The organism is Sulfurimonas sp., from assembly GCF_023229025.1.
In the GTDB taxonomy this organism is placed as follows: Bacteria; Campylobacterota; Campylobacteria; order Campylobacterales; family Sulfurimonadaceae; genus Sulfurimonas.
The window spans coordinates 35662-50712 of the sequence record NZ_JALOAA010000003.1; the positions used below are offsets into that span (position 1 = coordinate 35662).

Consider the following 15051-nt stretch of genomic DNA (forward strand, 5'->3'; position numbering starts at 1 on the left):
AGAGAGAAATGAAGCCGACAAAAGAGAGTAGTTTTAGTCAAACAATCATATATACTCAGATTTTAGGTACTAAAACACTTTTAGCAGTTGACTCTAACATGACTCTAAGATACTTAGATATTGATACTCTTGACGTTTTGGATGAGCAAAAAATCAACATTTATCATGAGAGGCATAGCTCCAAGCTAGTCTCGTTTAGTTCTGAAGGTAATTTTTTTGCGCTGATAGACAAAGAGTATAAATGCTCAAAGCTTTATGACAAAAAAGCAAATAGAGTTATTGCCAAGGTTGATAGACATCAAGGTGAAGTCTCATGCGTGGCAATTGATCCAAAAGATAGATATATGTTCTCATGCGGTGATGACGGTATGACATACGTAGTAGATATTAAAAGTGCCCAGCTCTCCTTTACTCTTCCGCCACATAAAGATTTTGTTACAGATATAGCCTTTAGTAAAGACGCTAAATATGTTGCAACTTCAAGTTATGATAAAAATATCTCTCTATATAATTTAGCCATAATGGCTCCCAAAGATAAATTAAAAGCCCACTCGGCCCCTGTTTTAAAAGTAGAGTTTTTAGACAACCATAGACTCTTTAGCCTCGATAAGAAAAACAGTGCTATAGTTTGGGATATTAATAGTTCTAAAGTCATAGCAAGATTAAAAGGCATACATGATGAGGCAACATCTGTTGTTGTTGCCAACAACGGTAGATTTCTTTTCTTGGGCACAAAACTTGGTTATATTCTTGTTTACGATCTCTTTAATTATGAACAGATTTCAAAAAAATATATAAAATTAAGCGCTGCTATAACCTCTTTGAGCTTTGATGAGTTAAAAAATTCTCTTATTATTTGCACTGATGGAGGAGAGCTTCTTTTTTATAATATATTTTATAAAGAGGAGAGTTTAGATAAAGCAGTAGAAGAGAAAAACTACGCTCCTCTAGCAAGCTATATAAGAGAGAACCCTCTTTTAAAATACACTAAAACATATAGAATTTTTGAGAACTTATGGGAAAAAACAGTGCAGAGAGCAAAGCTACTTCTACAAAATAGCGAAAAAGAGAAAGCAGTTAGGCTTTTTGATGATTTCACCGTAATAGCATCTAAAAATCAGAAGATGCAAAAATTAATTTTGGAGTATGCCGAGTATGATAAATTTTTAGCCTTTATTAAATCTAGAAAATTTGCTCTTGCTTATGCTCTTGCGCAGTTGTACCCGTTATATAAGCAGACGAGAGTCTATAGGTCAATGGAGGAAGAGTGGAAGAAGGATTTTGAACTTGCTAAGAAGTATATGCTTGATAAAAAATTAAGCAGTAAAGCCAATGAGATACTCGCACCATACAGAGGAGTTAGTGAAAAAACAGCGTTAATTCAAGAATTTATGCTAAATCTTAATACTCATAAAAGATTTAAAGATGCTATTGCTAGCAGAAAGTTTAAATTAGCTTTTGATATTCTTAAACAAAACCCATCTTTAAGGGAGTGTCCGGAGTATAAAGCCTTAATAAACTACTCAGATAATCTTTATATGAAAGCAGAGCTAATGATGGGCAATCAAGACTTAAATGCAGCGCTTAAAATTTTTCGTGTATTGCTTGATTTTGAAGATTTTAAAAATGAGGCAAGAGAAGCAATAGCGGAGATAGAAGCTAAGCAGAGATTCTTTAGTGCAGTAAAAGATGAAAACAGTTCTCTTGCATACAATATTATGGATGAGTTTTGCATCTTAAAAGAGAGTCAAGAGGGGAAAAAGCTTCAATCATTATGGGAGAGTAATCTTCAAAAAGCAGATAAGTATGCAGAGAATTTGGATGTTAATTCAGCAAAAAAAGTTTTAGCAAACTATATGAATGTAAAATCTAAAAATGTTGAGATTGCAAATATATTTTCAAAAATATATATTAAACAGCTACATGAAGCTCTTAAAGAGAATATAGAACAAAGAAATATCGAGATAGGGATAAAGAACTATATACTTTATTTTGGGCTAACAGAGCAGATTGAGAACTATTTTGAAGCATTTAAAGTGAAGTTTTTAAATAGTAAATTAAATATAAAATCTCAAAAACAAGGCTCGATTGAGAGCTGGCGACCATCAATGATAGTTAATAATATCTTATAATACTGTTACTATTTGAACAGATATATATTACTTTTTATATTTATAAAAGAATCAACTACTATATTAATGCTATTTTGTTATTATTTAGTAACATTTATATTTTTATTCTTATTAAATAAAGAGTGAAAATATAAATAAATTTTCTAAAAGGAGCTTTATAGTGAAAAAAGTTATATCAATTATGCTTTTGATGCTAGGTGTAGCAACAGCTTTGAGTGCAACTCAAACTTCTAGCGATGATAAAGCTATAATCATGGGTGAAGGAAATCATCCGGATAAAGGTATCTTGTTCTAAAAGGTGCCTATTTAGTTACCTACTACTCCCTTTAGGGAGTAGTATATATATTTAAAACTTCAATGAAGCAATTAAACGAACAGCGTCGTTTTTGTAGTCTGCTCCTGTCTTAACATCCATATCTTGATGAATATAGATTCCTGTTAAGTTTACATATTGACCGATTTTTGCACTTGCAATTAGGTCAAACTCAGTTCCTTCTTGTGAAGACTGATCTGCGTTTTGCAGAGAAGCAGCAAGTTTTAATAGGTCAAACTGGTAGCTCGCCGCAACTCTTATAGTATCTGTATCTCTAGCACCTACAAACGCACCATCTTGAAAAACAGATTGTGTATATACTTTTGATTTATCACCGGTTGCAACATTGGCAATTGCTACGGTTCCTGTGTTACCTGTTGCAGTTGTTGAAAAAGAGACGTCTGTGCTGAACTTCTCAACTGTATAGCCTAGTTTTGCCGCTGTAATCATCGAATCGTCAACACCCGCAGTTGCAACGTCTATGCCGCTGTTTTGTATACCCATAAAAAGACCTGACATCTTATACTCTACGTCTGCCCAGTAAGCTGTTAGATTTGAGTTTACATTGTAGTACCATAGATTAACCCCAAGCTCATCTATAGGTTTAATTAATGCACCAAATGCATAAGCTCCTTTTTTGCCATCTGTTACCGTAGTACCGTCATAAGAGCTGCCAAAACCGTAAAATTCTCCGTTATGCATTGTAGTACTTGGAAAATTAGTATTAGTTGCGTTTCCGGCACTTGAACCACCGTTATGTTGATGTACATAGGCTGCTACAAGAGTTGTGTATGGAATGTCGCTATTTATTAATAAGGCTGCATCAAAAGTATTGTAAGATGCATTCCATCTCTCTGTAAAGAGTAGTGGAGTGTTGAGTGCTTGACGACCTAGAACAATAGATGTATTTGAGATTGTGTAGTCAAGATTGACTTCACTAATCCAGATCTGAGTTCTATAGTAGCCATTATCACTCTCCCAACCTGCACCTGCCGTTGAGATATCTTTTACAAAACTCTTCTCTAGTCCAAGAGTATCAAGTGCCATAACACTAGCCTTACCCTTTAAACCATCATATAAATCTGCACTTACCCCTAGTTCCATAGCAGCAGTACCGACACTGCTGTTTTGCTGAAACAAATCATTATTTGGGGTATTTTCTTTAGCTGTAGTCTGATACCAATATTTAACTTCCCCTTTTAATTTTACATTCTCAATCGCATATTGTGAGGTTGCTAGAAGCAAAGCTAAAAACGGAACTATTGTTTTTGATATTCTCATGATGTATCCTTTTTTACGCTAGAGTCTATTAAAGTATAATAGCATAATTTTAAGATTTATCTTATAAACTCTTTATAATGCCTTTGTCTTTGCTTTTTATTAGGTTTGCTTTATTGATATTTCTCCTGGCTTTTTAAAGATAGATAAACTGTCTAATTTTTTTATATTACAGATTTAAACTCGAATATAGCTCACTTTATATATAATTGGCGAATTTTTTAATATAGGAGACTTTTCATGCAGATAAGTGGCGCTCAGATGGTTATTGAAGCCTTAATTGCAGAGGGAGTAGAGACAGTTTTTGGCTACCCCGGCGGAGCAATTATGAATGTCTACGATGAGATTTATAAGCAAGATAAATTTAAACATATATTGACTAGACATGAGCAAGCAGCCGTTCATGCAGCAGAGGGTTACGCAAAAGTTAGCGGAAAAGTCGGAGTTGCAATGATTACAAGCGGTCCTGGTTTTACAAATGCCGTAACAGGATTAGCAGATGCCTATATGGACTCTATTCCGTTAGTAGTTATAAGCGGGCAGGTTCCTATGAGCTTAATAGGTACGGACGCTTTTCAAGAGATTGATGCGGTTGGAATTAGCCGTTCTTGTACAAAACATAACTATTTAGTTACTGATGCAGCAGAACTTCCACGCATACTTAAAGAGGCTTTTTATATAGCTTCAAGCGGCAGACCGGGTCCTGTTCATGTTGATATTCCAAAAGATGTAACTGCTCAAATAGCAAACTTTGACTACTCGATTGAACTCGGTTTAGAGACCTATAAGCCGCATACAAAAGGTAACCCGCGCCAGATTAAAAAAGCGATGGAGGCTATCTCAAAAGCAAAAAGACCACTCTTTTATTTGGGTGGCGGTATTATAAATTCAAATGCCGCTTATGATGTAAGAGAGCTAGTTCATGCAACAGGAATTCCTGCTGTTGAGACCTTTATGGCAAGAGGAACACTTAGTCATGATGATGAGTATTTGATATCTATGCTTGGCATGCATGGGAGTTATGCCGCTAATATGGCTATGAGTGAGACAGACTTAGTTATAGGTTTGGGTGCTAGATTTGATGATCGTGTAACAGGAAAGATATCTGAGTTTGCTAAAAATGCAAAAGTCATACATGTTGATATAGACCCTGCAAGCATCTCTAAGCTTGTAAATGCAGACTATCCGATAGTCGGGGATGTTAAGAATGTTGTCCAAGAGATGTTAAAGCTCTCATCAAATATTAACCCTGTTAAATATGCATCATGGAGAAAAACTATAAACAATTTTGATACGCTTCACCCTCTGACATATCATGAGGACACTAAAAGAATAAAACCTCAATGGGTTATAGAGAGAGTCGGTAAGCTTTTAGGAGATGATGCAAACATATCTACGGATGTCGGACAACATCAGATGTGGGCTGCTCAATTCTATCCATTTAGCCGTCCAAGACAGTTTATAAGCTCCGGTGGGCTAGGTACTATGGGCTTTGGTTTTCCAGCAGCGATAGGTGTAAAAGCAGCAGCACCGGATAAGGTAAGCATAAACTTTACGGGAGACGGCTCAATTCTCATGAACTGCCAAGAGCTTATGACGGCAGTTGAGAAGAAACTCCCGGTTATTAATATTATTTTAAACAATAATTATCTTGGGATGGTTCGTCAATGGCAATCTCTATTTTATGAAAAAAGACACAGTGAGACAGATTTAAGCGTACAGCCCGATTTTGTAAAGCTTGCAGAGGCTTTTGGCGGAATAGGGTATAGAGTTGAGACTAAAGATGAGTTTGATGCAGCACTCAAAGATGCGCTAGAGAAAAATATAGTTGCTTTTATAGATGTTGTAGTTGAGAGACTTGAGAACGTTATGCCGATGGTACCATCTGGCGGTTCACTTTTTAATATGATGCTATTAGAGAAGAAGGAGAAGAAATAATGGAGAAGAGTGAAAGAAGAGTTATTTCTGTTATTGTGGTAAATGAGGCGAGCGTGCTCTCTCGTATTACTGATCTTTTTTCCGGTCGCGGATACAACATCACGTCACTAACTGTTGCTCCGATTCCAGATAGCAAATACTCTAGACTTACTATAGTTACGTCAGGCTCAATCAGAGTTATAGAGCAGATTACAAAACAGCTTCATAAGCTAATACCTGTCTTGAGAGTCTATGAACATGCTGATTTGGTTGAAAAAGAGATGGCACTCATAAAATTTCCTGCATCTGAAGATATTACGGATATAGCGACTCTTTGCGCTGCATATAACGGAAAGATTGTTAATGTAGCAGAGAATGTTATTATAGTTATGGTTGCAGATGAGCCAAAGAGAGTTGATAATTTTCTAAAAATAATTAATAAATATAATCCAAAAGAGATAGTAAGAAGCGGTGCCGTAGCACTAGAGAGATAGATTAAGTGCTCTTTAGTAATGTTGCCGCGCATTTAAAACTCGATTTTGTAGGTAAGGATTTGGAGATAGACTCTATGAATGAGCTCTCCCTCTCCTTGCCATCACAACTTGCATTTGCTCTGCATAAAAAATACTCTTGCGAGTTGAAATCCTCCAAAGCAAAAGCTTTTTTAATTACTAGCTCGTTAATTGAGCATCTCCCTGAGGACTCTTCATATATTGTTAGCGAAGATGTATCTATCTCCATGGCAGAGGCTACAAAACTATTTCATAAAAGTCCCATTGAGTCAAATCTCCCAGAGGCAGTAATTGGCAAAGAGTGCTACATAGATGCTATGGCAAAAATTGAAAGCGGTGTGGTTATAGGCTCAAATGTGACTATTATGGCAGGTGCATATATAGGTACAAATGTCGTTATTAAAGACAATACGCTTATATATCCAAATGTAACTATCTACAGGGACACCATGATAGGAAGCGGCTGTATTATACATGCAGGAAGCGTAATAGGGGCTGATGGATTTGGGTTTTCGCATACGAAAGAGGGCAAGCATATAAAGATATATCAAAATGGAAATGTTATAATAGAAGATGATGTAGAGATTGGTGCTAATTGTGCAATCGACAGAGCTATCTTTAACTCTACTATAATTAGAAGAGGTACGAAACTAGACAACTTTATCCATATAGCGCACAATTGTGATATTGGGGAAAATTCAATATTTGTTGCGCAAACCGGAGTAGGCGGCTCTACAAAACTTGGACACAACTGTGTTGTTAGCGGTCAGAGTGCTTTTAGTGATCATCTAAGTATTGCGCCGTTTTCTACTTTTACTGCAAGAAGCGGAGTTACAAAGAGTATTACGGATAGCGGCGGAGTTTACAGCGGATTTCCGCTTATGAATCATAGGGATTGGAAAAGGTTACAGATTAGGATTGCAAAGCTAGATCAATAGGAGTTAGGTATGGATTTAAAAGAGATTGCAAAAATTTTAAAGTGTGATTATAGCGGTGAGAGTTTTAATATAACAAAGATGAATACTCTAAAGGATGCAACTAAAAGTGAGATATCTTTTGTTGCAAACTCAAAGTATATAAAAGAGATACAAAACTCAAATGCCGGTGCGATTATAGTAGATAAAGCAACTAAAGAGTTTGTACCCAAAGGCTCTATTGCCATGGTTGTTGAAAATCCCTATTGGGAGATGGCTACACTCTCAAAATATTTTGCACCTCCCATTGAGGATGAAACTTTAGCGGAGCCAAAAATTGGCAAAGGGAGTGTTGTCTCGTCAAAAGCCGAGATTGCAAAAGGCGCTGTAATTGGAGAGAACTGCACTATCATGGCGCATGTTTATATAGGTGCAAATGCTCAAATTGGCGATAACACCATAGTCTATCCGAGTGTGAGCATATATAGAGACTGCAAGGTCGGAAATGACTGTATAATCCACGCAAACTCTACTATAGGAAGTGATGGGTTCGGTTTTGCGACAAACAAGATGGGTGAGCATAAAAAGATATATCAAAACGGAAATGTTGTTATAGAAGATGATGTTGAAATTGGAAGTTCAACTACAATAGATAGAGCAGTTTTTGGAACAACTCTTATAAAGAACGGTGTTAGAATCGACAATCTTGTTCAGGTGGGACACAACTGCATTATAGGCGAATACTCAGTTTTGGTTGCGCAGTCCGGTATTTCAGGCTCAACTACAATGGGAAGAAGTGTTGTTATGGGTGGACAGAGCGCTACTGCAGGGCACTTGTCAATTGCGCCTTTTACGACTATGGCGGCAAGAAGCGGAGTTACAAAGAGTATTAGCCAAAGCGGCTTAACATTTGCGGGGTTTCCGCTGATGGAGCATAGAGTATGGTTGAAACTTCAGGGTAAAATTGCTAGACTTATAAAATAGTAATAAAGGATTATTTATGTCAAAAATAATAAAATTAAGCGGAACAAAAAAAGGTATCATATCTGTAACTAAGATTGATGAGCCATATGGTGCAAATAGTGCAAGCGTAGCGAGCGTTGGTATATCTTTGGCAGGAAATGAAAATGAGCCTGAGTGGAAGGTGCATATCCCTTTTGCAAATCTAGATGAAGTCATCGAGGCTCTTAAAGAGTTAAAATAATAGCTTGTTGGAGTGTAGTTGAAAAAGAACCTTTTTACCTTTTTTCTACTATCTACACTTCACTCTACACTTCTTTTTTCAAACACCCATTTACTTTTTTTCAGCGGCAACAAAAAGATTTCCTCAAGAGAGCTTTATGATGCATTAGAGCTATATAAGCCTTACCCTTTTGAATTTTATGCTAATGGGCCTGCAATTGAGCTAGAAAACATAGAGCTAACACTTCATGCCCTAGAGAACTACTACAAATCAAAAGGCTTTCATCATGCCGACATATCATACATTAGCGATGAGAAATCTGTAACACTTCAGATTAACGAAGATGAGCCAATAATTGTAAAGAGCGTAACTTACATAGCGGGGATAGACGTAAGTAAAAAAATACCTTTTAAAGAGGGTGATATTTTTGATGCAGATAAATTTATACAGAGCAAAAAAGATATAAAAATTCTCTATGCAAACAGCAGTTTTTGTAATGCAAAGCTAAACGCAAAGGCTTGGATAGATATAGAGCAAAATAGTGCCTATTTAACATATGAGGTTTTGCAAAATGAGAAGTGCTACTTTGGAAATATTGAAATAAAACCTGCAAAAAGTATAGATAGCGATATCATAAAATCTCTTATATGTATGGAGGAAGGCGCACTTTTTTCCTCAAAAAAAATTGATGAGAGCTATAGAAATTTATATGGCTATGAGGCGATATCAAAGGTTGTAATAGAGACAAATGTAAGAGAAGGCAATAAGGTAGATATTGTTTTGAGTGTTAGTGAAAATGAGAAACCAATGCGCTTTAAAGCAGGAGTCGGTGTTAGTAGTGATGAGGGTGCTATGTTTATGCTTGGACTAAAGCATAGAAATTTTTTAGATAACCTAAAGACAATTGGCATTGAGACGAGAGTAACTCAAATAAAGCAGACACTTAAAACCAACTTTGACATGCCTCTCTTAGAGAAAAACACAGTAGGTATAGAGGTAGGTTATGAGAATGAGGATTTTGTTACATTTAAGGAGAGTAGGGTTTTTTCTGAGTTATATTTTTCGCAAAAAAGAGTTCCACACACATTTGCTCAGAGTCTAATTTTTGATAACTCTAAAACTTATGAGAGCGATGATGCTCTGCTTATTCCGGAGTATTCGCTTTTTCTAATCTCTCCTAAGCTTGATTGGAGCTATGATACTAGAGACAATGTTTTAGATCCCACAAGAGGTTACTTTATAAATTCTCATATCATGGGTTCTCTAAAGAGCGACATTTCAGATGCAACCTACTATAAATTTAGAGTTAACGGTGGATATGTTACCACGGTAGAGGATTATATAGTAGCACTTAGAGGAAGATTTGGAACGCTAAATGTGCAAGATGGGTTTATCCCTCCATCATATCGTTTTTTTGCCGGAGGAATGCACAGTAATCGTGCATATGGGTACAGAAAGCTTGGTCCGACTGATAATAAAAATGATTTGATGGGCTCTGACTCTATTTTAGAGGCGACTGCCGAGATTAGATTTAATATTTACGGTAACTTAAGAGGAGTTATCTTTAGCGACAATACATATCTTGGCAATGAGAGTATGCCTATTAGCGACAATGGATACTACACTCTAGGAGTAGGCCTTCGTTATAAAACACCTATAGGACCGATTGCTATTGATATTGGTTTTGATACACAAGACCCTACAAAACAGTACGCAATTCATTTTCATATAGGAGAGCTATTTTGATAAAAAAAATCTACAATATATTGCATCTCCTTGTTCTACTTATCTCTCTTTTGAGTATTGCTCTTTTTTTTGCAATATTTGAAAAAGAGACAGTAGTTTTTCTTGCACAAAACTACTTAAAAGAGTATGAGATTGAGTATGAGCAGGCAGAGGGAACACTTTTTGAGGGGGTAGCATTAAAGGAGGTAGACTATAAGGATAGCACGCTTCATGCAGATGAGTTGAGTATAAAGTACAATCTTTTAATGCTCGCAAATCCTACCCCAAGATTAAAATCAATAGATGCCAAAGGAGTCCATGTAGATGCCCAAAAGGTTACAGAACTTTTTGAAGAGACCTCATCCTCAGAGTTTGCTCTTAATATCTCAAAAATTAACTTAAGCGGGGTAGATATTAAGTTCAAGGATGAAATCTACTCTTTAGACATTATAGCTTCAAATCTAAGCATTAGAGATACAGTGGATATCCAAGATTTAAAGATGCAGATTCAAACACAATATTTTGATATCTCTTTTGAGGGTAGAGTAAAAGCCAATAGAGCCATAGGCAAAGTATATATTTTACTCAGTGAGAAAGTAAGGAGTAAGTATCTGGACTTTTTGGTATATACGCCAAGGGAGCTTGAAGTTGATGTTGATTTATCTAACAAGGACGCAAAGCTCAAAACATCACTCAAAAGCGTGGTTTTTAAAGATGTAGAGGGAGTTACTCTTAGAGATATAGACCTAGATATGATTTATAACTTTGATGAGGATTTTTTTACTCTTCTCTCAAACTACACTCTTGCTTATGAAGGTAGTGAGGTTTTAGTTAAGCAGAAGAGTTTAGTAAGTCTTGATGGCAAAATAGAGTCAAAATTAGAAGCAAAACTCTCAAAAAATAGTCTTGGGTTACCTTTTGAGAATTTTATTTTAGATATGAGAAGCGATGGTAATATAGCTAAATTTGACTTCAGAGCCAAAGATATAAATTTAAGCGCGCAGACGAGTGACTATCAAAATTTTTTACTAAAAGCTAATAGCACTTACGCAAATCTTGATGCAGAAGTTAAGATAGATGAGAACTCCTCAGCCCTAAAGGGCAAACTCTATCTCAAGAGGGATGCACCCTATTTAAGAGAGTATAACATAGAGAAGTTTTCTGAGCTTGAGTTATCTATTTTAAAAAATAGAGATGGCATAAAAGCAGGTTTAGGTTCAGGCTTATTTTCTTTAACTCTCACAGAAGATAAAAACGGCATGTTTGGTACGCTAAAAGTAGGTTCAAGCAAGTTTGATATCAAAGGTGACTTGCAGAAGAGACATTTTACGATTGACTCAAATATAGAGTCGCTAAAGAGTCTTTTATCTGAATTTGGATTGAACAAAAGTGAGGAAAAAATAGTTTTTGATGCGGGCGCAAATATAAAAGCAGAGCTAAATTACAAAGAAAGGCTTGAGCTTGGTGCTAGAATTGATATCCCTTGGTACAGATTAGAACTAGACTCTAAGAGCGTATATGTGGGCAAGGATGCTTTTTTTGAACTCTTTTATGCAGATAGAGAGCTTGAGCTAAAAAGATATGAGTTTGACATTAAGGAGCATAGAGTTTACTCCCAGAGAAGTTCAAAGATATTTATAGACAAAAACAGTGATATTGAGCTTAGGGAGTTTTGGGTATTTGATAATCTTCTAGTAAAGGGAGTTATAAAGCCGTCCCAAATGAGTGCAGATATAAATATAAAAAGCGATAAATTTAGTTATAACTCCAGCGATGCAAATCTGACTTTAAAAATAGACCTCCATGCCGTTATGGAGAGTAACGGCATAAAGAGAGTTGATGGCGATATAACGCTCTTAGAATCAATCGTGACATATGCTCCAAAGAAAGAGTATTCGATAGGAGATGAGGATATTATAATTATTCAGGATATGAAAGATGATTATAAAGAGATTAAAAATACAGAACTAAATATTCGAATAACCTCTTTAGCGCCTATTATGTATAAAATAAAAGATGTAGAGCTTTTAGTAACTCCTAATTTAGCAATTTATAAAGAGCTTAATGCTTCCATGGAGCTTCTTGGCGTAGTAAGTATTCATAGCGGTAGTGTAACTATAAGCGAGAGAGAGTTTGAGTTTGATGAGAGTGAGATATGTTTTTATGACAATAAGTATAAAAACCCGCACCTTAACCTAAATCTTCACTACTATACAGATGATAATATCGACATAGAGATATATATTACAAACAGAGTTAACACACCGGCAATAATTCTCTCTTCTACTCCGCGAATGAGTCAGGATGATATCATATCATATATACTCTTTGGCATCAGCGCTTCATCGGCTTTTGACACATCAGGCGAACAATCTAAATCAGGACTAAGTAGTTTAGCTTTGGGCGCAGGGCTTAAAGAGCTTTTTAACAAATCTGCAATTATAAAAATCGATACTCTTAATATTTTGACAAACGAAGATGGCACGCTTGGGTATGAGATAGGAAAACGTTTTAGTAAAAATGTCCGTCTTGTGTATAAAAATGATGATATCTCAAGTATAACCATGCAGTACAGCATAAAGAGATCTGTTAGGGTGGATGTGGATGTAAAAGCAACAGGAAGCGGAGTCGGAATTTTTTATATAAAGGATTTTAAACTTGGGGAGTAACGGCTAGGGCCGCATACTCTTTATTTCAATATAATAAGAGGAATTTTTACATTTTGAATTAGTTTAGTCGTAAAACTTCCAAATATAGCAGACTTTAATTTGCCATGAGAGTATGAACCAATTGCCAACATGTCTATACTCTTTTTATCTATACAATCTAAAATACTCTCAAGTGCTTCGCCTGATTTTTGAATAAATTCGCAGTTTAGAGAATCATCTTTTATAATCTCTTTTGCATGTTTTATTAACTCATCAGATTTGCTTTTATTATTGTTTACATTTACAACATATCTCTTTACTTCGCGACCTAGCATAGGAGAAGAGGCTACTTCTTCAAGAGCTCTTGAAGAGCCGCTCTCACCGTTAAAAGCAATCATTACGTTTTTTATGGGAGTGTACTCTTTGTTTATAAGGATTATAGGAGCATCTACATCTCTTATAATATCTTCTACATGTGAGCCTATCTCAGCACTATCATCCATATGTCCCATCCCAAAAAGACCAAAAATAACGACTCTTAATTTATTCTCTAGCTCTTTTAGGTTTTCATAAAGAGTTCCATGTCTTTGAGAGATGATTACATTTGTGTATCCACTATTGCTTACTCTGGCTTTTAGCTCTTTTAATAACTCTCTTTGGCGAGCTATTGTCTCTTTATTTCTAAGGGCATCCTCCTCTGAGAGTTCTTGAAGCAGAGTCTCTCTCTCACCTAGAGCGATACTTCCCGATAGATTTGTTATGGATGATATACCTGAGTGCTCAATCGTGTTTAGTAAAACCAGAGTAAGATTAAGCTCTTTTGCTACATGTAGGGCATAATCACATACTGCCTCTGAGTATTTTGAACCATCAACACAAGCAAAAACAGCTTTTTTTACACTTTTAATATCTTGCATATTTTAGTGTCCTCCCATTACTTTTTCTATATCTTCGGGCTTGTCATGTACGCCAAATCTGTCTATTATTGTGCTAGTTGCACTGTTTTGTCCAATTATATTAACATTTGCACCTTCACGGCGTAGTTTTATAACTACTTTGTCAAGTGCATAAACAGCAGAAATATCCCAAAAATTAGCCCTTGTTAAGTCTATAGTAACATTCTCTACAACTTCCTTAAAATCAAAAAATTCTACAAATCTATCTGCACTATTAAAGAATACCTGCCCGACTATTTTGTACTCTTTGGTATCTGTTTGCTCATCATAAGATGTTTGGCTGTACATAAAGTGGCTGATTTTGTTCGCAAAAAAGAGTGATGCCAAAAGTACACCGACAAAGACGCCGAGTGCTAGATTGTGAGTCCATACTACCACTATGACAGTTGAGAGCATTACTATATTTGTGGAGAGTGGAAGTGTTTTTAACCTTTTAACGCTTCCCCAATCAAACGTGCCGATAGAGACCATTATCATAACAGCAACAAGAGCTGCCATAGGGATTATTGAGATTAAATCACTTAAAAATACAACCATGATGAGGAGAAAAACACCTGCTAAAAATGTTGATAATCTTGCCCGTCCGCCTGATTTTACATTTATAACAGATTGTCCAATCATGGCGCAACCTGCCATACCGCCCATAAAACCTGAAGCAATATTTGCCATCCCTTGACCGCTACACTCTTGGTTTTTATCACTCTTAGTATCAGTTAAGTCATCTATGATTGTAGCAGTCATTAAAGACTCAAGCAGACCGACTATTGCCAGTGAGACAGAGTAGGGGAGTATTATCATAAGTGTCTCAAAGTTAAACGGAATCTGAGGAATTAAAAACATAGGCAGAGTATCCGGTAACTCTCCCATATCGCCAACAGTTCTTATATCTATGCCAAAGAGAACAACAACAACTGTTATTGCTACGATAGTTACAAGCGGAGAGGGGAGTAGAGTTCCTATTTTGGGTATGTAAGGAAAAAGGTATATAATGCCAAGACCTGCGGCTGTTAGTGCATATACATGCCAAGTAACATTTGTAAGCTCAGGAAGCTGTGCCATAAAGATAAGTATGGCAAGTGCGTTAACAAAACCGACAACGACTGCGCGGGGAACAAAGCTCATGAGCCTTCCAAGTTTAAAATACCCTGCAATCATCTGTAAAATTCCGGTCAGTACAGTTGCTGCTAAGAGATACTCTAGACCATACTCCTTTACAAGCGTTACCATCAAAAGTGCCATAGCACCTGTTGCCGCACTAATCATTCCGGGGCGACCGCCTACAAAAGAGATAACAACGGCTATACAAAAAGATGCATAAAGTCCTACTTTTGGATCAACTCCTGCAATAATAGAAAATGCTATAGCCTCAGGAATTAGAGCAAGTGCAACTACCAATCCGGCTAGCGTATCTCCTTTTATATTGGAAAACCACTCATCTTTTCTTAAATATTTTTGTAACAACATACTTCCCTT

12 protein-coding genes are annotated in these 15051 nt (G+C 36.2%); 9 read left to right on the plus strand and 3 right to left on the minus strand.

What is annotated here, in order from left to right:
* The first annotated feature begins 8 nt into the window (after positions 1-8).
* Entirely contained in the window at positions 9-2132 is a 2124-nt protein-coding gene (locus M0Q20_RS01455; protein WP_295058074.1) for a hypothetical protein, read from the plus strand.
* Positions 2133-2292: 160 nt separating this feature from the next.
* The gene (locus M0Q20_RS01460) at positions 2293-2427 is read left to right on the plus strand and encodes a hypothetical protein (RefSeq protein WP_295058077.1); all 135 of its coding nucleotides are present in this window, start codon (positions 2293-2295) and stop codon (positions 2425-2427) included.
* A 51-nt stretch (positions 2428-2478) separates the two neighbouring features.
* On the opposite strand, the gene M0Q20_RS01465 is transcribed toward M0Q20_RS01460, so the two are convergent.
* Positions 2479-3726 (minus strand): hypothetical protein, encoded by a 1248-nt coding sequence (locus M0Q20_RS01465; protein WP_295058080.1) that lies wholly within the window; start codon positions 3724-3726, stop codon positions 2479-2481.
* A 237-nt stretch (positions 3727-3963) separates the two neighbouring features.
* Between M0Q20_RS01465 and M0Q20_RS01470 the strand changes: the two genes are divergently transcribed.
* Genes M0Q20_RS01470 through M0Q20_RS01500 form a run of 7 tightly spaced genes read left to right on the plus strand, consistent with a single transcriptional unit; the run spans position 3964 to position 12643 of the window.
* The gene (locus M0Q20_RS01470) at positions 3964-5661 is read left to right on the plus strand and encodes an acetolactate synthase large subunit (RefSeq protein ID WP_295058081.1); all 1698 of its coding nucleotides are present in this window, start codon (positions 3964-3966) and stop codon (positions 5659-5661) included.
* On the plus strand, positions 5661-6134 hold the full coding sequence (gene ilvN / locus M0Q20_RS01475; protein ID WP_295058084.1) for an acetolactate synthase small subunit: 474 nt from the start codon (positions 5661-5663) through the stop codon (positions 6132-6134). Before M0Q20_RS01470 ends, ilvN begins: the two co-directional genes overlap by 1 nt.
* 5 nt (positions 6135-6139) lie before the next feature.
* Complete coding sequence (lpxD, locus tag M0Q20_RS01480) at positions 6140-7090, plus strand: UDP-3-O-(3-hydroxymyristoyl)glucosamine N-acyltransferase (RefSeq protein WP_295058087.1); 951 nt, start codon at positions 6140-6142, stop codon at positions 7088-7090.
* 9 nt (positions 7091-7099) lie between these two features.
* Positions 7100-8050, plus strand: a complete 951-nt coding sequence (gene lpxD, locus M0Q20_RS01485) for a UDP-3-O-(3-hydroxymyristoyl)glucosamine N-acyltransferase (RefSeq protein WP_295058090.1) — start codon at positions 7100-7102, stop codon at positions 8048-8050.
* Positions 8051-8066: 16 nt separating this feature from the next.
* Positions 8067-8270, plus strand: a complete 204-nt coding sequence (locus M0Q20_RS01490) for a hypothetical protein (RefSeq protein ID WP_295058093.1) — start codon at positions 8067-8069, stop codon at positions 8268-8270.
* A gap of 18 nt (positions 8271-8288) precedes the next feature.
* Positions 8289-9995 (plus strand): BamA/TamA family outer membrane protein, encoded by a 1707-nt coding sequence (locus tag M0Q20_RS01495; RefSeq protein WP_295058096.1) that lies wholly within the window; start codon positions 8289-8291, stop codon positions 9993-9995.
* Positions 9992-12643 (plus strand): translocation/assembly module TamB domain-containing protein, encoded by a 2652-nt coding sequence (locus M0Q20_RS01500; protein WP_295058098.1) that lies wholly within the window; start codon positions 9992-9994, stop codon positions 12641-12643. The genes M0Q20_RS01495 and M0Q20_RS01500 overlap by 4 nt, the downstream gene beginning before the upstream one ends.
* A gap of 20 nt (positions 12644-12663) precedes the next feature.
* Here the strand turns inward: M0Q20_RS01500 and M0Q20_RS01505 are convergent, their stop codons facing one another.
* Both M0Q20_RS01505 and M0Q20_RS01510 read right to left on the minus strand, forming a co-directional pair.
* Positions 12664-13539 carry a universal stress protein gene (locus M0Q20_RS01505; protein ID WP_295058101.1) on the minus strand — a complete coding sequence of 292 codons (876 nt, stop codon included), beginning with the start codon at positions 13537-13539 and terminating at the stop codon, positions 12664-12666.
* A gap of 3 nt (positions 13540-13542) precedes the next feature.
* Positions 13543-15042 carry a SulP family inorganic anion transporter gene (locus M0Q20_RS01510; RefSeq protein WP_295058104.1) on the minus strand — a complete coding sequence of 500 codons (1500 nt, stop codon included), beginning with the start codon at positions 15040-15042 and terminating at the stop codon, positions 13543-13545.
* Positions 15043-15051 lie beyond the last annotated feature (9 nt).